The 18,280-nt window shown below is 45.3% G+C and carries 14 protein-coding genes; 6 read left to right on the top strand and 8 right to left on the bottom strand.

What is annotated here, in order from left to right; all coding sequences use genetic code 11:
• Window positions 1–47: 47 nt before the first annotated feature.
• Together F0229_RS04515 and nudF are read right to left on the bottom strand one after the other, a co-directional pair.
• Window positions 48–488 carry a DUF1249 family protein gene (locus F0229_RS04515; protein WP_008222561.1) on the bottom strand — a complete coding sequence of 147 codons (441 nt, stop codon included), beginning with the start codon at window positions 486–488 and terminating at the stop codon, window positions 48–50.
• Window positions 489–492: 4 nt separating this feature from the next.
• Window positions 493–1,122 carry an ADP-ribose diphosphatase gene (gene nudF, locus F0229_RS04520; protein ID WP_171732334.1) on the bottom strand — a complete coding sequence of 210 codons (630 nt, stop codon included), beginning with the start codon at window positions 1,120–1,122 and terminating at the stop codon, window positions 493–495.
• A gap of 227 nt (window positions 1,123–1,349) precedes the next feature.
• On the opposite strand from nudF, the gene tolC reads away from it, so the two are divergent.
• Entirely contained in the window at window positions 1,350–2,669 is a 1,320-nt protein-coding gene (gene tolC / locus F0229_RS04525; RefSeq protein ID WP_171732335.1) for an outer membrane channel protein TolC, read from the top strand.
• Between the two features lie 114 nt (window positions 2,670–2,783).
• On the opposite strand, the gene hldE is transcribed toward tolC, so the two are convergent.
• The 3 genes from hldE to F0229_RS04540 form a co-directional block, all read right to left on the bottom strand.
• Window positions 2,784–4,214, bottom strand: coding sequence for a bifunctional D-glycero-beta-D-manno-heptose-7-phosphate kinase/D-glycero-beta-D-manno-heptose 1-phosphate adenylyltransferase HldE (hldE, locus tag F0229_RS04530; protein WP_017069485.1), 1,431 nt, complete (start codon window positions 4,212–4,214; stop codon window positions 2,784–2,786).
• A 121-nt stretch (window positions 4,215–4,335) separates the two neighbouring features.
• Entirely contained in the window at window positions 4,336–7,185 is a 2,850-nt protein-coding gene (gene glnE / locus F0229_RS04535) for a bifunctional [glutamate--ammonia ligase]-adenylyl-L-tyrosine phosphorylase/[glutamate--ammonia-ligase] adenylyltransferase (protein ID WP_017062913.1), read from the bottom strand.
• 226 nt (window positions 7,186–7,411) lie between these two features.
• On the bottom strand, window positions 7,412–8,668 hold the full coding sequence (locus F0229_RS04540; protein ID WP_171732336.1) for a methyl-accepting chemotaxis protein: 1,257 nt from the start codon (window positions 8,666–8,668) through the stop codon (window positions 7,412–7,414).
• Between the two features lie 97 nt (window positions 8,669–8,765).
• Between F0229_RS04540 and F0229_RS04545 the strand changes: the two genes are divergently transcribed.
• On the top strand, window positions 8,766–9,515 hold the full coding sequence (locus F0229_RS04545) for a potassium channel family protein (protein WP_171732337.1): 750 nt from the start codon (window positions 8,766–8,768) through the stop codon (window positions 9,513–9,515).
• A gap of 51 nt (window positions 9,516–9,566) precedes the next feature.
• On the opposite strand, the gene F0229_RS04550 is transcribed toward F0229_RS04545, so the two are convergent.
• Window positions 9,567–11,084 (bottom strand): inorganic triphosphatase, encoded by a 1,518-nt coding sequence (locus F0229_RS04550; RefSeq protein WP_171732338.1) that lies wholly within the window; start codon window positions 11,082–11,084, stop codon window positions 9,567–9,569.
• Window positions 11,085–11,291: 207 nt separating this feature from the next.
• Here F0229_RS04550 and F0229_RS04555 point away from each other — a divergent pair, with 207 nt between their 5' ends.
• The 3 genes from F0229_RS04555 to F0229_RS04565 all read left to right on the top strand — a co-directional run bounded on the left by F0229_RS04555 (window position 11,292) and on the right by F0229_RS04565 (window position 14,180).
• Window positions 11,292–11,972, top strand: a complete 681-nt coding sequence (locus tag F0229_RS04555) for a TIGR00153 family protein (RefSeq protein ID WP_010434644.1) — start codon at window positions 11,292–11,294, stop codon at window positions 11,970–11,972.
• 128 nt (window positions 11,973–12,100) lie between these two features.
• Window positions 12,101–13,363: an inorganic phosphate transporter gene (locus F0229_RS04560; RefSeq protein ID WP_017062916.1), complete on the top strand. Its 1,263-nt coding sequence runs from the start codon at window positions 12,101–12,103 to the stop codon at window positions 13,361–13,363.
• Window positions 13,364–13,568: 205 nt separating this feature from the next.
• Window positions 13,569–14,180: a TIGR04211 family SH3 domain-containing protein gene (locus F0229_RS04565; RefSeq protein WP_017062917.1), complete on the top strand. Its 612-nt coding sequence runs from the start codon at window positions 13,569–13,571 to the stop codon at window positions 14,178–14,180.
• A gap of 105 nt (window positions 14,181–14,285) precedes the next feature.
• Here the strand turns inward: F0229_RS04565 and F0229_RS04570 are convergent, their stop codons facing one another.
• Both F0229_RS04570 and F0229_RS04575 read right to left on the bottom strand, forming a co-directional pair.
• Window positions 14,286–15,233 carry a general secretion pathway protein GspB gene (locus F0229_RS04570; protein ID WP_171732339.1) on the bottom strand — a complete coding sequence of 316 codons (948 nt, stop codon included), beginning with the start codon at window positions 15,231–15,233 and terminating at the stop codon, window positions 14,286–14,288.
• Window positions 15,233–16,903, bottom strand: coding sequence for an ExeA family protein (locus F0229_RS04575; protein ID WP_171732340.1), 1,671 nt, complete (start codon window positions 16,901–16,903; stop codon window positions 15,233–15,235). The genes F0229_RS04570 and F0229_RS04575 overlap by 1 nt, the downstream gene beginning before the upstream one ends.
• Window positions 16,904–16,939: 36 nt before the next feature.
• Here F0229_RS04575 and F0229_RS04580 point away from each other — a divergent pair, with 36 nt between their 5' ends.
• Window positions 16,940–18,256, top strand: a complete 1,317-nt coding sequence (locus F0229_RS04580; protein ID WP_171732341.1) for a multifunctional CCA addition/repair protein — start codon at window positions 16,940–16,942, stop codon at window positions 18,254–18,256.
• The last annotated feature ends 24 nt before the right edge of the window (window positions 18,257–18,280 follow it).

Raw genomic sequence — 18,280 nt, forward strand, 5'->3', positions numbered from 1 at the left:
AGATACGTTACTGTTTAGACTTTAAAAGTGTTGATAAATAGGCTCAATTAAAAGGCAATTGGGGTTCGGCTGATACCCGTTTTTAAACAAAACGTTAACCATTCCCCAAGAAATTTATTCAATTGAAATTTCTCGTCCTTTTGCAGAAGCTTAGTGTTGGGGTAGTCATATTTCGCTTTGACTCGCGAAAAATCCCCGCTAGCGCACACTTCTGCAACTCGAGCGTCGTGATATAGCCTGACAGACATTTTTGGCAAAGGAAACACTGGCATCGCATCACTCTGACATATATCTATTAATGTGGTGTATTTTGTGACCTCATTCACTGTCAATTGATACACCATATTAACGGCTTGGTAACAGCGAACGTCACCAACCTCATGCCCAACCGGTAACAAAGCGTTCAGTTTGGCATAGTTAGTCTCGTAAACTCGCATCAATTCAGCAAGATCAACATGATACGGTTTTTTGACCGCGATATTTGGCATGACGTTAATCTATCCACTCTGACTGTAATTCTTGGTAGTTCAATTGTAGCCACTGTAGCGCAATGATCGTGGCTCCATTTTCAAATACACCATCTTTTACCAACTGATAAGCAGCTTCGCGACTCATCACTTGTACACGAATGTCTTCACCTTCGTAGTCCAATCCGTGTACCCCTTTGGCTGTCGTTGCATCAACACAGCCAATAAAGACGTCGAGCTTTTCAGAGCAACCACCAGATGAAGGATAATACGAAGTAATAGGCAATACAGATCCGACTTCGACTCCGGCTTCTTCCATTGCTTCACGACGAGCGACGTCTTGTGGCGATTCGTCCGTATCAATGATCCCAGCAACAATTTCGTATTGCCATGGGTTCTCATGCTCTAGGGCTCCGACACGGATCTGTTCGACGATCACCACTTCATCACGCACAGGATCATAAGGTAGCAAAGCGGCAGCATGTCCACGCTCAAACATCTCACGCTCTATTGGTTGGCTCCAGCCTCCCTCAAATAGTCTATGTTTAAATGTGTACTTGACCATTTTGAAAAAACCACGAAACAGCGTCTCTTTTGAGACTATTTCCACATCTTGCGGAGTAAACTCATGTCGTTGATTGTCATACTGTTGCATTTGGTACCTCACTAAGTGATCTTTATAGTTTACTCATTGTCCGAGTTAACTACCAAGGATAAGGTTCAACTTTTTATATAAAATTTATAATTAAAGTTAAGCTTTAAAAAATAAATATTGCACAAGTGGACAGTTAACTGTAAAAAAGTGCAAATTTTCGAGTAAACTACCACCAAACTGGGTTAAACTCTTCTAAAGAAAATTCCATAAAAGGCAGGAATAGGAAAATGAAAAAACTGCTTCCACTATTTATCAGTGCAGCAATTGGCAGCCTGAGTTCGTCAGCTTTTGCTGATACGCTAGCTGAAGTTTACGACCAAGCAAAACAGAACGATCCACAACTTCTTCGTTCAGCAGCGCAGCGCGATGCCGCTTTTGAAGCAGTAACGTCAAGCCGTAGCTCTTTGTTACCGCAAATTAATCTAACAGCTAACTACGATATTAATCGTGGTGACCGAAGCGATATGAGCAATGATAACAACCAATGGGGTGTTGGCATTGGTTTCAGTCAGGAGCTTTACCAGCGTTCTTCTTGGATCACTCTAGACACGGCAGAGAAAACTGCTCGTCAATCTGATTCAGCTTACGCGGCAGAACAACAAGCCTTGATCCTTCGTGTTGCGACAGCATACTTCGAAGTGCTTCGAGCTCAAGATAACCTAGAGTTTGTTCGTGCAGAGAAAGCAGCGGTTGCTCGTCAACTAGAGCAAACTAAACAGCGTTTTGAAGTAGGTCTTTCAGCAATCACCGATGTACATGATGCGCAAGCTCAGTACGATGGCGTTTTGGCTGATGAAGTTCTTGCAGAGAACGACCTAACGAATAGCTACGAAGGTCTACGCGAGATTACAGGTCAGGAACACTCTAACCTAAGCATCCTAGATACTGATCGTTTCTCAGCAAGCAAATCTTCTGAATCTGCAGTTGCACTTGTTGAACAAGCAGAACAAAAGAACCTTAGCTTATTGGCTGCACGTATCTCTCAAGATGTAGCGAAAGATAATATCTCTCTAGCAAGCTCTGGTCACCTACCAAGCTTAACGTTAGATGGTAGCTACGGTCTTGCAGAACAGACGGACAGCTCTAACAGCGTAAATGACTACGACTCTGACAACCTAAACATCGGTTTGAACTTAGTTGTACCTCTATACACGGGTGGCAACACAACTTCATTGACTAAACAGGCTGAATACAACTACGTTGCAGCAAGTGAAGATCTAGAAGCGACTTACCGTAGCGTTGTAAAAGACGTACGTGCGTTCAACAACAACATCAGTGCTTCGATCGGTGCGCTACGCGCTTACGAACAATCTGTAGTTTCTGCTCAATCAGCTCTAGAAGCAACAGAAGCTGGTTTTGATGTAGGTACTCGTACTATCGTTGACGTACTAGATTCGACTCGTCGTCTATATGATGAGAACAAAAACCTTTCAGATGCTCGTTACAACTACATCCTAAGTGTACTTCAGCTTCGTCAAGCAGTTGGTACGCTAAGCGAACAAGACATTGTTGATGTAAACGCAGGTCTAAAAGTAGCAAGTAAGTAACTCTTAATTACTCAAGTTACCGTTACAAAAATGCCGCTCATTGAGCGGCATTTTTATTATCGATTAAAGCGAGATTTACTGCCTAACTAAAAGCTTAACGCCAAAAACTAAAAACTAGCCTCGACCACCTTTAATCGCTTTAATGATTTCAGTGGTAGAGCAACCATCTTCAAAGTTAAGTACTTTCACTTCACCACCAGCAGCAATCACTTCCGCACCACCAGCAATCTCTTCAGGCTTGTAATCACCACCTTTCACAAGAATGCTTGGCAGTACCTCAGAGATTAAACGTTGAGGGGTATCTTCAGAGAATGGCACAACCCAATCAACTGCACCTAAGCCAGCCAATACCGCCATACGACGATCAGTTGGATTCACAGGGCGACCAGGGCCTTTCAAGCGTTTCACTGATTCATCGGTATTTACCGCAACGATCAAACGATCGCCCAGCTCAGCCGCGTGATTCATGTAAGAAACATGACCAGCATGTAGAATATCAAAGCAGCCATTGGTCATAACTACCTTCTCGCCTTTCGCACGAGCACGCTTCACCGCTTCAACCAGTGCCGCTTCTGAGATCACACCGTAGTCTGTGTCTTGACTGCCGTGAATCGCTTCAGCTAGCTCTATCGTGGATAACGTTGACGTACCTAGCTTACCAACAACGACACCAGCTGCAGCGTTCGCTAATGCACACGCCTCATCCAATGGCTTACCAGCTGCAACAGACGCAGCCAGTACTGAGATAACCGTATCACCAGCACCAGTTACGTCGTACACTTCTTTCGCTTGGGTTGGCAAGTGGAATGGTGCCTGACCTTTACGTAATAAAGTCATACCATTTTCACTGCGAGTCACCAATAGAGCTTCAAAGTCATACTTCTCGATCAAGGCAATACCCTTCTCGATAAGATCTTCTTCTGATTTCACTTTACCTGCAACCAGCTCAAACTCTGCCATGTTTGGTGTAAGTAATGTCGCACCACGGTAGCGCTCTAAATCCGCGCCTTTGGGATCGATGAATACAGGAACATTGGCTGCGCGTGCTTTTTGAATGAAGCTCTGTACATGCTCTAATGCACCTTTCGCGTAATCTGACAAGATAACCGAACGTACATTTGGTAGGGCTTGCTCCATGCGAGACAGAATAAGCTCTGGGTTGGTGTTTTCGAATTTGTCTTCAAAATCCAAGCGAATCAACTGCTGACCACGGCTCATCACTCGTAGTTTGGTGATGGTTGGATAGTCTTCTAACTCAACGAAATCACACTTAACCTTCAGAGCACCTAAAGTGCTTTTCAACACCTCAGCAGGCTCATCTTTACCAGTCAAACCAACAACATGAGCATGCCCACCAAGAGAGGCAATGTTCATTGCTACGTTGGCAGCACCACCAGGACGCTCTTCGTTATTTTCTACTTTCACAACGGGGACTGGTGCTTCTGGTGAAATACGGCCAGTTGGGCCATACCAGTAACGGTCAAGCATTACGTCACCGACAATAAGAACACCTGATTGGCTGTAGTCAGGTAGAATTGGTTTCATTGTTGAGCTCCAAAAATCGAATCTGGCTAGAGTCTAGCACACTGATTACAGTGGCTAAACTACAGATAAATGAGTAAAAGCCTATCAAGATAAACATAGCACTCGCTACGCTATGACTGAATTATGCTTCCATCCACTGCTTCCATGCCTGAACAACATGTTCTCTTTCCATTTCGAACTTTTCAATCGCCACATCCGCATCAAGGTTAAGTAGATTACGGTGGTGGATTTCATCCCTTAATGTGGTGTACGCATTGGTCAATGCCATACCTTGTTGCTCGTCCATTATCCCTTGCGACAACAAGCTTTCAAAGATTCTCACATTGTCACACCAACGAGTAAGCTTAGGTTTCTCGTTGCTGTATCTCAGCACTAAGTATTGCGCCAAGAACTCAATATCAGTAATACCGCCCGCATCTTGTTTAAGCATGAATCGATCGGCTTTTTTACCGCCTAAATGGCCACGCATTTTTTCACGCATATCCACAACTGACTTTTTGAGTGTTGCCTCATCTCGTGGCAAGCACAAAACCTCATGCCTAGTTTTGTTAAACGCAGATACCAATAAGTCATCACCGTAAATCATACGAGCACGAGTGAGGGCCTGGTGCTCCCATGTCCACGCGTCATTGTGCTGATACTCGTCAAAGGCATCGGTTGGACTCACCAATAGACCAGATGCACCAGAAGGGCGTAGGCGAGTATCGACTTCGTACAAAATGCCAGAAGCAGTTCTGGTCGAGAAAATATGAATAATACGCTGCGCTAATCTTAAGTAGAATTGGCGTCCATCGATCTCTTTCTTTCCATCAGTATAGATGTGTACCGGGCAGTCGTGCATGAACACGATATCGAGATCGGAGTTATAACCAAGCTCCCAACCACCGACTTTGCCATAACCAACGACAGCAAAACCGCGACCTTCGCGATCTTTAACATGGGTCGGTTCACCAAACTTGGCGGATACTTGTAACCAAGCTTGATTGACCCCCGCCTCCACAATGGCTTCTGCTAAGTAGGTCAGGTGATCACTGACCTTCATGACAGGTAGAGCACCCGCAATATCCGCGGCTGCAATTCTCAATATACAGGTCTGCTTAAACTGACGCAGACCTTCCATCTGTTGCTCCATATCATCTTCAGGGATACGGGCTAGATAATCACGCAACTCGGTCTTGTAAGACTCTAAAGGCACGGGATTGTAGAGTTGCTGAGGGTCGATAAGTTCATCTAACAGAATTGGATAACGACCCAACTGCTCCGAAATCATCGGGCTTGCCGTACACAGGCGAACTAGCTGAGTCAACGCGGCAGGGTGTTCATCTAGTAGTTCAAGGTAAGTGGTACGCGTAACGATTTTATGCAGCAGATGCAGTACTCGCGACAAACCAAACTCGGCATCCTTAGCGGTGTACAGCGCTTGAAACACTTTCGGCATCAGTCGATTGAGGACTTCCCGCCCACGAGGGCCAAGGGTCTTTTTAGCCAAATCGGCTTTAAACTGAATGATCGTTTTCGCCGCATCAGGCGGGCTCGCGACCGCAATGTCGTGTTCCAACACGTGCTCAATTACATCGGGTTTATGGGCCATATCCCACAACTCGCTAAAGTGGCTCGCGATCGGATTAGCGTCATCTTCATCAACGCCAATTAGGTCTTCGAACACGGTATGTACATTCGCCATATGGGCGCGAGTTGCCACAATCAAGCTATCCCAATCGGAAAATTGCATGGCAACTGCAAGCTGCAGTTGTTCGAATTCACCGTCAGGTAAGGTTTGAGTTTGCTTATCAGCCATGGCTTGTAACAGGTTCTCAAGGCGACGCAAAAACAGATAAGCTTCACGTAGGTGCCCCACCTCTTCAGACTCTAGCAGATGAAGGGATTCAATCGCACTTAAGGTTTCGAGTAACCCTCGACCGCGTAAGCTAGGCTCGCGTCCACCACGAATCAATTGGAAGACTTGTGCGATAAACTCAACTTCACGAATACCACCAGAGCCAAGCTTGATGTTGTTCGAGAGACCACGACGACGCACTTCGCTGCTGATCATAGACTTCATTCGGCGCAGAGATTGAATCGCACTAAAATCAATATAACGGCGGAACACAAACGGGCGTAGCATTTGGCGAAGCTCTTGATACTCAGGGTACATCTCACTGCCCATCACACGCGCTTTGACCATAGCGTAGCGTTCCCAATCGCGACCTTGTTCTTGATAGTAATCTTCTAGCGCAGCGTAACTCATGACCAGTGGACCACTCTCACCGAATGGACGCAGGCGCATGTCTACTCGATAACAGAATCCATCGAAGGTTTGCTGATCAAGCGCCTTAATAATACGTTGCCCGAGACGTGTAAAGAACTGCGCATTAGCAATGCTGCGTCTTGCACCTTGGGTTTCACCATTCTCTGGGTAGGTGAAGATCAGATCGATATCGGAAGAGAAGTTAAGCTCACCGCCCCCTAGCTTGCCCATACCAATGATCAACATCGGCTGTGCTTCGCCTTGTTCATTACAAGGTGTGCCCCACTCTTTACAACAAATATCGTACTGCCATTGGTAGGTTTCGAAGATCATCGCCTCAGCCAACATCGATAGATGATTTAGGCTCTGCTCTAGCTCCCACGAACCCATAAAATCACGCCAAGCAATGTAGGTCATTTCTCGATTTCGGAATTGACGCAGCACGCGCTGACCGCTCATTTCATCGGTGCAACTAGAAAGTAATTCAGCCAAGCGTTCTCGGTATCCTTCAGCGCGTTCTTCGCATGCCAACATATTAGGTAAGTCACCACATAAAACCGTATCACGCTGCAGGCAATCACCAATAAAACAGCTTAAACCGAGTACACGTTTAAGATCTTCAGTCAGTGGCTCAGACCAAGTATTGATGGCTTCACTTTGATGCTCTAATAATTGCTCAAAAGCAGACTGGGAGTGAGTGATGAGTTGAGAAGGCAATGGCATGTTTCTTCCTTGTATAAGCTGCGCGCCGAACAATCGGTTTATCGATTCAGTTCTTCAATAACGAGTTTTCATAACTAAAGATAAGTTATACCAAAGTTACGCCAATAAAAAACGCCCACATTAGCAATGTGGGCGTTTTATCAGTTAACTTATCGAGTAGTGCCTTCGTCTATAGTAATAAACCTCTAGGGATATCCCCCTGAGAACAAAGGCTAGAACCTAAAATTTACACCTTAAACTGCTTAATCTTACCGTCCAGTTCTTGCGCGTTGGTTTCCATGATCTGAGATGTTTCAAGAAGCTCACCAACGACAACTACAGATGCTTCAACCAACTCACGAACATTGGTGAGGTTGACACTCATCTCTTCCGCTACACTGCTCTGCTGCCCCGCAGCCGTTGCAATTTGGAAGTTCATATCATTAATCTGATTTACTTGGCTCACGATACCATCGAGTTCAGACCCAGCATTAGTAACAAGTTCAACACCTTCAGCCGCTTCCACCACGCTTTTTTCCATCAGTTCTACCGCAGAGTTAGCGCTGCTTTGTAGGTGACTGATCATGTCTTGGATTTCTACTGTTGCTTGTTGAGTACGCTGCGCAAGGTTACGAACCTCATCGGCAACAACCGCAAAACCACGACCCGCTTCACCGGCACGTGCCGCTTCAATTGCAGCGTTCAATGCTAGTAGGTTTGTCTGTTCTGAAATGCCTTGGATAGTACCAACCACACTGCCAATTGAGTCAACGCGCTCTTCAACTTGGTTTACCGCAGCAGCAGAGGCTGCGATATCTGAAGACAACTCACTCATCTTGGAAACAGAACCTTGAACGAACTTTTGACCAGTCAGAGCTTGGCCTGAAGCCTGCTCAGTCAATGAAGAAGCACTTTGTGCATGCTCGGCTACGGTTTGCACGGTAGATGTCATCTCACTCATTGCAGTTGCTAGCTGGTCGATTTCGTTGAACTCTTCTTGAGCTGACTCTTTGGTTTCAGACATGCTGATGGTCATCACTTCCGTCAGAGCAAACAGCTCATCAGAAGAGGCCACCTGAGTTTTGATCATATCGTTCAGTTGAACGCGAGTTTTTTCGAGTTCACGTGCCACATCGCCGTATTCATCTTTACAGTCCATTTGAATCGGCACTGATAAGTTCTTGTCGGCCATGGTTTTAATGGCGTCATTAAGGTATTGAGTCTGACGCAGCATAACGCGCGCCGCTGCTAATAGAAGAACCACAAACACAATGATCATCAAGGCTGTTTGCCAAGCCACTTGAACTAGGTAAGTCTCGTAATGCTGCTGTGCCACTTGCGCATTGTTGGTTACAGCAAGCAATGAATCGTAAAACGTACTTGCGTCCCAAAGCTGCTTCGAAATGATCAAGATAGTGCTGAATATCATCAGCATGACCATTTTTGGAACGAGACGAACGTCAGAGATTATCCTTTCCCACGGCTTGAATGACAGTTTAGTCATTGTCAGTTCTCCATTAATTCTTATATATTGATGGCTTCTATATCCGCGAGGTGGCTATTTCAGTCAAAGTTCGCGATTTATTTTGAGCCTCGTATGAATGTTAAATAGTATCAAAGACACAACCAAGCCGATGAGCTTATTATCACTGATTCTCTCTTTCTTAGCGTTATTTGTGATCTCAGGCTTATTGTTTGCACCGATTGATAAAGAATCAAAACAAGTTCTTATCGGCCTCGATTTTATAATCTGTAGTGTTTTTCTTTTTCAGCTCACGATTGATCTATTGAGATCACAAAATAAGAAAGAATATCTAAAAGTACACTGGATCGATTTCTTAGCAAGCATCCCAATGATCGAACCACTTCGTTTCGCTCGCATTTTTCAGATCTTACGTGTCATTCTCGTTTTGCGGTCAGGTAAACGAGTGTTAAGAGAGCTATTTCGCAATCGTAAAGAAACCACCCTCGCCTCGATTATATTGCTGCTGATCATTCTCCTGACCATAGGAGCTGGGACAATACTGCTGTTAGAGCACAAAGATCCCAACGCCAACATCACCACTGGACAAGATGCGTTATGGTGGGCTTTCGTTACCATCAGTACCGTAGGGTACGGCGATCATTACCCCGTGACGAACTCAGGGAAATTAGTCGCCTCTCTGGTGATCATTTGCGGTGTGGGTGTTTTTGGTATGATTTCAGGCTTGATTACTTCTCTGATCACCTCCCCAACTCACCATGAGAATCAACGAGCAGAAAACAAAGAGAAGCATCTTGAAAAGATCATAGAGCAACAACAAAAAATACTAGAGCGACTAGAAAAGCTCGAGCAACAAACAAAAAAATAGGGCCGAAGCCCTATTTTCAAATTCATACTTATACTGATATCGGTATTGAGTTTAGTCTTGCCAGTATGGCTCAACCTCAACGCTGATTTGTCGTGTCTGCTCCATCGCATGCAGAATAGACACTTCTTGGCGAGCCAACCAACGCTCTAGCTGAACTTTCTCATCGCCTTCTAACTTCTCAGTTAACGGCTCTAATGTTTTAAGTGCCAGCAAATCATCAATACCTTGTACCATGTCAGCCCATGGCAAACGGAAGCTGTTACGCTCTTCATCGTCATACAAGCTCGCAAAACCCACACCAGAGTATAGATTGCGCATCAAACGGTATTGCTGATCAATATACGCTTGGCTGGTCATCACTCGCTCTGGCGGGAAAGCTTCCATCAAGTCTGCCCATGTGCGATCGAGTTGCTGCACGGAAAACCATTCGATACCACGACCCATTTGCTCACGCGCTTTCTCATCTAAGAAAGGCTGCCAGCCACGAGACAAGATCCAACGGCTCAAATCTAACAATAAACCGGTGTAACGAGCAGAGCTCAGCAAGGTAAGCAGATCTTCACGATCTGGCAGTTGCTCTTGCATCTCTTTAAGCTCAGCGACTAAGAACTTACGCGCATCGAGTTTACGTAGTACATGGCCTTTATCTTCCAGCAAGTCTTCGAAGTGATCATAGCTTTTCAGCCAGTCGAGCTCTTGCTCAAGCCACTTCAACTCTTGACGTAAAATAGCACTCGCACGTCTAGGGACAATGCCACCATAAATGGTGAAAGTCTGGCGGATAAAGCTCAGTGAATGACTGATCTCATGTAGCGCTTCAATCGATTGACGCTCAGTGAAAATCTGTTCGTGATAGTGCCAATGAGCGAGAGCATGCTCTAAAGATTGAATGAAACACGATTCAACGGTATCACTTTTGTCAGTATCAACTAAGGTCAAAGGAGTGACTTCATCTCCTTGATAACCTTGAGCAAGGCGGTAACCCTTAGCTGCTTTACTTAGGTTACCCAAACGCATGCCACCTTGTTCGCAGAATTGGCGAGACAATGTAAATAGCGCATCCGTTTGACCGGATTTAAGTTCCAATTCGACTTCGCAAATCGGTTCTTGCAGGTCGCCTGATTCAACAAAGCCTTGATCGAATGCGACCTCGACTTGGCTACCATCAGGCATACCAATCAACCACTGCTCACGCGTGAAGTTGGTAGAGAACAGAGGAGTCAGCTCAGCTTGCAACGTTTCGATGTCTTTACCTGCTGGCCAGATATCCTCTGGGTGCAGGGCTAACTTAGGTTCGTTGCTGTCGTGTTCAGCATTGTATTCAGGCCTTTGATGCAGGCCAGCAACCACACGACCAGCAGTCTTTACGGTTTGTACAAATACGTCATCAAAGCGTCGAATGCGTAAGCCTGTATCGTGCTTACGTAGCCAGTTGTCAGCGGTGTCAAAGTAGATGTTACCTAGCTCACGACAACTGTGCTGAAGTACTTTAGTTTCAGCAATTTTATTGCGTAAAGTCTCTGAAAATTCAGGAGAAACAAAAAACTTCAGTTCTATCTCGGTTTCCATAGTTATACCTTTCTGTGAAGATAGGGACAGGATATTGCCAATTTGAAAAGTCGGCAAGTCAGAAATATCGCCCTTATGATGATCTAAAACAGTTTTAATGAGAGATTGATTAGGTTAACATGCGCGACTTTGTAGCCATCGCTTAACATTTCACCATGAATATGGTGTATGTTGTTTTAAGGTTATTATTTATTAGGTTGGATGACCATGCCAGTAAATACAATTATGGGGTTATTTGCAAAGTCCCCAATTAAACCTTTGCAGCGTCACGTAGTATGCGTGAACGAATGTTGTTCTCACCTAGTTAATTTCTTTGAAGTTTCTTCAAAAGGTGACTGGGAAAAAGCATCAGAAATTCGAGCTCAAATTTCTCACCTTGAGAAAGAAGCTGACGTACTAAAACGTGAAATTCGCCTTAAACTTCCTCGTGGTTTGTTTATGCCAGTTGATCGCACCGATATGTTGGAGCTATTAACGCAACAAGACAAACTCGCAAACCTAGCGAAAGACATTGCTGGCCGTGTATATGGTCGTCAACTTGTCATTCCTGCTCCTATGCAAGAAAACTTCATCGCTTACGTTAAACGTTGTCTAGATGCAGCGAACCAAGCACAAAACGTAATCAATGAATTAGACGAATTACTTGAGACTGGCTTTAAAGGCCGTGAAGTAACACTCGTTGCCGAAATGATTCATCAATTAGATGTAATTGAAGATGACACGGATGCGATGCAGATCGAACTACGCCAACAACTAATGGCAATTGAAGGCGATCTGAATCCAGTTGATATCATGTTCTTATACAAAATTCTTGAATGGGTTGGTGGTATTGCAGATCAAGCACAGCGTGTAGGCGCTCGTCTTGAAGTAATGCTTTCTCGATCTTAAATCATACGTTAACCATATAACGAAGAGCATTTTTTGAACAAACCACTTATGCGCTGAGTATTCCTCTCGCTGAGCGGTTTTTTGCGTCTAAATTTGTTCCGCTTGTTATCAAACAACTAGGTATTACGATGGATATCCTTGCTAACTACGGCACTGTCCTGATTATTGTTGCAGCAGCTTTCGGTTTCTTGATGGCTATTGGTATTGGTGCAAATGACGTTGCGAACGCAATGGGCACCTCAGTAGGCTCTAAAGCTTTAACCGTTAAACAAGCGATCATTATCGCAATGATCTTTGAATTCGCAGGTGCTTACCTTGCGGGCGGCGAAGTAACAGACACGATCCGTAAAGGTGTTATCGAAACGTCTCTATTCGCTCATCAACCAGATGTACTTGTGTACGGCATGATGTCAGCACTTCTTGCTGCGGGTACATGGCTACTTCTCGCTTCTTACATGGGCTGGCCGGTTTCTACGACTCACTCAATCATCGGTGCAATCATCGGCTTCGCTTGTGTGTCTGTAGGTACTGAAGCGGTAGACTGGAACAGCGTTCAAGGCATTGTGGGCAGTTGGATTATCACACCGGTTATTTCCGGTTTCTTCGCTTACGTCATATTTGTAAGTGCTCAACGACTGATTTTTGATACAGAGAACCCGCTATTTAACGCGAAACGCTTTGTACCGGTATACATGTTCATTACAACAATGGTAATTGCACTTGTAACCATCAAGAAAGGCCTTAAGCACGTTGGTCTTCACCTAAGCAACACTGAAGCATGGGTTTGGGCTGCTGGCGTTTCTGCGCTTGTAATGATCGGCGGTTACCTATACATCCAGAAGAAATTCGCTAACCGCGAAGAAGACCACGGCTTTGCAGGTGTTGAAGGCATCTTCTCTGTACTCATGGTTATCACAGCTTGTGCGATGGCATTTGCACACGGTTCAAACGACGTTGCGAACGCGATTGGTCCACTGTCTGCTGTTGTATCAACCGTTGAGCACATGGGTGAAATCACAGGTAAGAGTACTATCGCATGGTGGATTCTTCCTCTAGGTGGATTCGGTATCGTTGTTGGTCTTGCAACAATGGGTCATAAAGTAATGGCAACCGTTGGTACTGGTATTACAGAACTAACACCAAGCCGTGGCTTTGCTGCACAACTTGCAACTGCATGTACGGTTGTACTAGCTTCAGGTACTGGCCTTCCAATCTCTACTACACAAACACTCGTTGGTGCTGTTTTAGGTGTTGGTTTTGCTCGTGGTATCGCAGCACTAAACTTAGGCGTTGTACGTAATATCGTGGCTTCTTGGATTGTGACACTACCTGCAGGTGCTCTACTTGCTGTTGTGTTCTTCTACGGAATTCAAGCTGCGTTTACTATGTAATCGCGACTGCGTTAGTGAATACTAGCGTCAGAACAGTGTGAGCTTCAGTAACGATATGTAAATGCCATGTCATTATTGACTCAAACGCACAGAAAGGGAGGCTTTGCCTCCCTTCTTTGTTGCACCGCATAAAGAAACTAAATATTATTTGCTGATTGAGGCTGACTCATACGCCTACCCAATTTGAATCGTTAAGGGATTTACTGTGAAAAAACTGATTAGCTTAGTTTTGTTCGCAATGCTTGCGGCTCCAGCTGCCTTTGCACAAGACCGTTATATTGCTGACAAACTATTTACTTATATGCATTCTGGCCCAAACAACACATTCCGTATCATCGGTAGTGTTGATGCTGGTGAAAAGATTACATTCCTACAAACTAACAAGAGTACGGGTTACACCCAAATTCAAGACAACCGTGGCCGTAAAGGTTGGGTTGAAAGCAAGTTTGTAAGCACTCAAGAAAGCATGGCACTGCGTATGCCTAAGCTAGAGAAAGAGCTGACGGAAGTTAAAGGCAAGCTAGCGAATGCTCGTCAGAGTGCTGACAGCGAAAAAGCTGGCCTAGCAAGCTCTCTAGATTCTCGTAACAAGCAGATTGCTGAACTAGAACAGAACTACAGTGAAATTAGCCAACAGCTAACGAGTTCTCAAACAGAGAACCGTGAACTGCGCGCTAAGCTAGACACTCAAAAAGACGACCTACTATTGAAGTACTTCATGTACGGTGGTGGTGTTGCGGGTATTGGTCTACTTCTAGGCCTTGTTCTGCCACACATCATGCCTCGTCGCAGAAAATCACCAAACGGTTGGGCGTAGACGTAACGCTTGTATTAGGTACAGTAAATTCAGTATCGAAGATCAAAAAGGAGCACCGAGGTGCTCCTTTTTATTTGTCTGTTATCTAAATACGTATAGAAATCGCTAACCTTTCCACTCGTACAGAGCCGGGATTTCTATCTTCTGTTGATTGAACTCTATGATCACTGATTGTGGCTTAATCTCTAGTAATTGAATGTCTTGTCCAATCCAATCTCCTTGCGCCACTTCTTGGCCGTTCACTTTTACCCAACGTTTGGTCTCGCTGCTCGAGTACATATGAGTTTGTAGGTCTAACTTAGGAAGGACTCCTGATAAGCTATTGGTGTGCGTTTCCAACTCAATAACCTGAGAGCCTCTTTGCCCTGCGGGTCTAGAGTCCATCGGCTCAGGAGTGCTTTGTTGCTCCCCCATAATGGATTCAAGCTTCAATGCCAAATCAGGTGGCAACTCACTGAGGTCTAGCCCTTGCAGCAGATCACTGTCCGATTGCAGAGCAGTGTTTTTATTGCTGACACCAGGCTGAACCTCAGGCTGAGCCAGTGACAGTTCTGATTCCTCTGACGCTCGAGCACTGCTCTCTGAGCTAGCCAAAGGCACAATAGATCCGCCTGCGACATTTGTACTTTCAGAGTCAACCTGTGCATACATCTCTTGACGTGGCAGAGCTTTCAAAGTTTGGCTAACTGGCGCAGGACGAACCACAAACAAGGGGTCATCTTTAACCTCTTCCACAGCATTCAAGTCTGCAGTATCCACATCAGAAATTTGAGATTCAATAACTGGCTGTGTTTGTGTATTAGGAAGCATCGCGGATAATAGCTGAGGCGCAGTTTGATGTTGATTGTATGATTGATAAACCAAGGTACCGCCTACCAACAAAGAAGGCACAAGCAAAAGAAGTAACCCCATGGCTAACGACGAACCACGTTTGTTACTGATGCCCTTTGCCGAGTTCGGCACATGATGATTTTGGTAGCCTTTAAAGCTAGGTTTATTGATAGATGATTGTGTAACCGAAGACTGATTCAGCTCGTGCATAATGCGTGACATTAGCTTGCCCCTCCACTTAATGACATCAACTTCGGAGAATCAAGCTGAGCTAATCTTTGCAACCTTGCTAATGTTCGTTGACCTGCGATGCCGTCGACCGACATACTTTGCCAAGTTTGAAACGCTTCAACCTTCATTTTTAATTCGTAATCAAATACATCACTACCAGACACAACCTCTCCCAACACCTCAGAAAGCAACAAATCAAGCAAAGCCACAGCTTCACCTTGGTAACCCTCTTTCAGCGTCTCTCGCAGCGGCTGTTTCCAAATCGCGACATAATCACCCTGCCAGATCTGCTCTAGAGATTGCTTCGGCATGACTAAGAGTTTTTCGTTAACCAGTAGTTCGACAGAATCTTGTGATACGCCATAAAGCACCGCAAACACAGATTCTTGTTCTATGTCTAAGTTCAACACCACAGGAACGCCTAACTCAAGTAAGTCATCCAAGCTAGATTGTTGCTGTTCACATACGAAAACACTTTGCGGCTCGCTTAGGCATAAACCGTCTCGCAATGAAGACTGGTATCCCCAAAGGGTGTATAAATCCTTGATAGCCAGCGAGCGGTTAGTCCCTTGCATCAAGTGTTGTTGAATATGTGGTGGCAGCGCGAACTTGTCTGTTTCTGGCTCAGCAACAGCCTTAGGCATATCCACCACTAACGACCGCTGCATCTTGGCTGAGCTTACTGTTTGGGCTTCATTTGAAGGCTCGGTTGTTAACCATGAATCTATGTACGTTGGGGCAAAGTTAAAAGTTGCCATCGCAAGTGCGACACTCAAGGTGGCTGCACCAGCGTACTGAACGAGCTTTGGTATCGCGCTCGCTGCGCGAGGTTTATCGACATGGTAAACCTCGGCTTGAAACGCCATCACCTGCTGGCAGGCTTTATTGACCGTTTCATTGCTCGGTGTTAGCTCTCCATCATGAAAAGCTAACTGTAGGGCCTTGTCGCACACCAAGTTAATGAGCCTTGGAATACCATGAGTATATTGGGCGATCAGCTTAACGGAGCGATTCGAGAACAACATCTGCTCGCCACCTGCCGTCTCCAGACGAAACGCGATGTACTTACCGGTCTCTTCAATATTGAGAGGCAATAAATGATAACGCCCTGTAATACGCTGCGCCAATTGACGCAGTTGTGTAGTCTGCAAATGCTGTTGTAATTCAGGTTGACCAACCAACAATACTTTTAATAGCTTACGACTGTCGGTTTCCAAATTAGTTAAAAGGCGAAGCTGCTCCAACACATCGGCAGCAAGGTGCTGAGCTTCGTCTATCACCAATAAGGTTTGAATGCCCTCTGCATGGCTATCCAATAAGAAGTAGTAAATCGCCTGACTCAGCTGCTTCAAGGATGCTTGTTCTGGATACTCGACCTCAAACTCATCGCAGATAGCTTCAAGTAAATCCGTATTGGAAAACGTAGGGTTAAGTATAAGGCCAGCCTGAGTATGACGATCCAAAGAAGACAACATCGCCTTAGCAACCGTTGTTTTCCCTGTACCCACCTCACCAGTGAGCATTGCAAAGCCCCCACCTTCGCCTAAACCGGCTTGTAGGTTCTGCATCGCTTCTTGATGGCGTTGACTCAAAAACAAATAGCGAGAATTTGGTACAATCGAAAATGGCATCTCAACGAAGCCAAAATATTCCTTATACATGTGCTGCCCTATAATTACGATTAATGGAAAGTACCATTGCTTGCCGTAAAGTCCAGCAGTGATAAAACATTTCGAGGTGATAAGTTGCAAATATACGATAGCCTACCAGAAGAGAATGGGCTACAGCGCTATCTAGTCGGTGGGGCAGTGCGCGATAAGCTACTCAATATTGATAGCTATGATAAAGATTGGGTCGTGGTCGGCAGTACGCCTCAACAGATGGAAAGCCTTGGCTTCACTGCGGTGGGTAAAGACTTCCCGGTATTCCTGCATCCAAAAACCAAGGAAGAGCACGCACTGGCTCGCACCGAGAGAAAATCAGGCTCTGGTTACACAGGCTTCGAATGTTACTTCGCTCCAGACGTGGGTTTGGAAGAAGATCTGATGCGCCGAGATCTAACCATTAACGCCATCGCACAAGATGATGCAGGCAACCTTCACGATCCTTACCATGGCCAACAAGATCTCTCCGATCGTATTCTTAGACACGTATCCGATGCCTTTGTTGAAGATCCGCTTCGTGTGCTGCGTGTTGCCCGTTTCGCTGCCAAGCTTCACCACCTAAACTTTACGATTGCACCTGAAACCATGACCATGATGGCGACAATCGTTGAATCAGGAGAACTGGCACACCTTACAGCCGAACGAGTTTGGCAAGAGTGGCACAAATCACTTAGTACGCCACATCCAGAAGTGTTCCTTTCAGTGTTGAAAGAGTGTGGTGCATTAGCGGTTGTTTTGCCAGAGATTGACGCTCTATTTGGTGTCCCTCAACCTGAAAAATGGCACCCTGAAATCGACACCGGGATTCACACACTGATGGTTGCTCAACAAGCTGCGCTATTAAGCCCATCGTTACCAGTACGCTTTGCTGCTCAAGTGCATGACTTAGGTAAAGGCGTTACACCTAAAAGTGAATGGCCAAGCCACAAAATGCACTGCCATACAGGTGTTAAGATCATCAAAAAGCTATGTGAACGAGTCAGAGTACCTAATGAGTTCAGAGATCTTGCGCTGTTAGTGTGCGAGCAGCATTCTAATATCCATCGTGCAGGTGAGTTAAAGCCAACCACCTTCCTTAAAGTTCTCAACAAGTTCGATGTTTGGCGCAAACCAGATCGACTTAACGACATCTTGCTTTGCTGCCAAGCTGACCACGCTGGCCGTAAAGGGTTACAAGATCAGCCTTACCCTCAAAAGGCTCGTTTTGAAGCAGCCTATAAAGCGGCACTTCAAGTTGAAGTCAAAGCAATCATTGCCGATGGTTTTAAAGGTAAAGATATTCGAGAAGAACAAGAGAAGCGCAGAGCAGCGGCCATCGAAAACGCGTTATCAGAACTCACTGATAATTAGTCTTCATTCCGTTAGTAAGCACGC

This window comes from Vibrio sp. AIC-3 (assembly GCF_013114515.1).
Lineage (GTDB): Bacteria > Pseudomonadota > Gammaproteobacteria > Enterobacterales > Vibrionaceae > Vibrio > Vibrio crassostreae_C.

What these genes read in the sequence shown, in the direction of transcription:
- F0229_RS04545 (WP_171732337.1), top strand. Translation starts at nt 8,766, where the DNA reads ATGTTAAATAGTATCAAAGACACAACCAAGCCGATGAGCTTATTATCA.
- F0229_RS04515 (WP_008222561.1), bottom strand. Translation starts at nt 488, where the DNA reads ATGCCAAATATCGCGGTCAAAAAACCGTATCATGTTGATCTTGCTGAA.
- F0229_RS04560 (WP_017062916.1), top strand. Translation starts at nt 12,101, where the DNA reads ATGGATATCCTTGCTAACTACGGCACTGTCCTGATTATTGTTGCAGCA.
- F0229_RS04575 (WP_171732340.1), bottom strand. Translation starts at nt 16,903, where the DNA reads ATGTATAAGGAATATTTTGGCTTCGTTGAGATGCCATTTTCGATTGTA.
- nudF (WP_171732334.1), bottom strand. Translation starts at nt 1,122, where the DNA reads ATGCAACAGTATGACAATCAACGACATGAGTTTACTCCGCAAGATGTG.
- tolC (WP_171732335.1), top strand. Translation starts at nt 1,350, where the DNA reads ATGAAAAAACTGCTTCCACTATTTATCAGTGCAGCAATTGGCAGCCTG.
- F0229_RS04570 (WP_171732339.1), bottom strand. Translation starts at nt 15,233, where the DNA reads ATGTCACGCATTATGCACGAGCTGAATCAGTCTTCGGTTACACAATCA.
- F0229_RS04555 (WP_010434644.1), top strand. Translation starts at nt 11,292, where the DNA reads ATGCCAGTAAATACAATTATGGGGTTATTTGCAAAGTCCCCAATTAAA.
- F0229_RS04540 (WP_171732336.1), bottom strand. Translation starts at nt 8,668, where the DNA reads ATGACTAAACTGTCATTCAAGCCGTGGGAAAGGATAATCTCTGACGTT.
- F0229_RS04550 (WP_171732338.1), bottom strand. Translation starts at nt 11,084, where the DNA reads ATGGAAACCGAGATAGAACTGAAGTTTTTTGTTTCTCCTGAATTTTCA.
- hldE (WP_017069485.1), bottom strand. Translation starts at nt 4,214, where the DNA reads ATGAAACCAATTCTACCTGACTACAGCCAATCAGGTGTTCTTATTGTC.
- glnE (WP_017062913.1), bottom strand. Translation starts at nt 7,185, where the DNA reads ATGCCATTGCCTTCTCAACTCATCACTCACTCCCAGTCTGCTTTTGAG.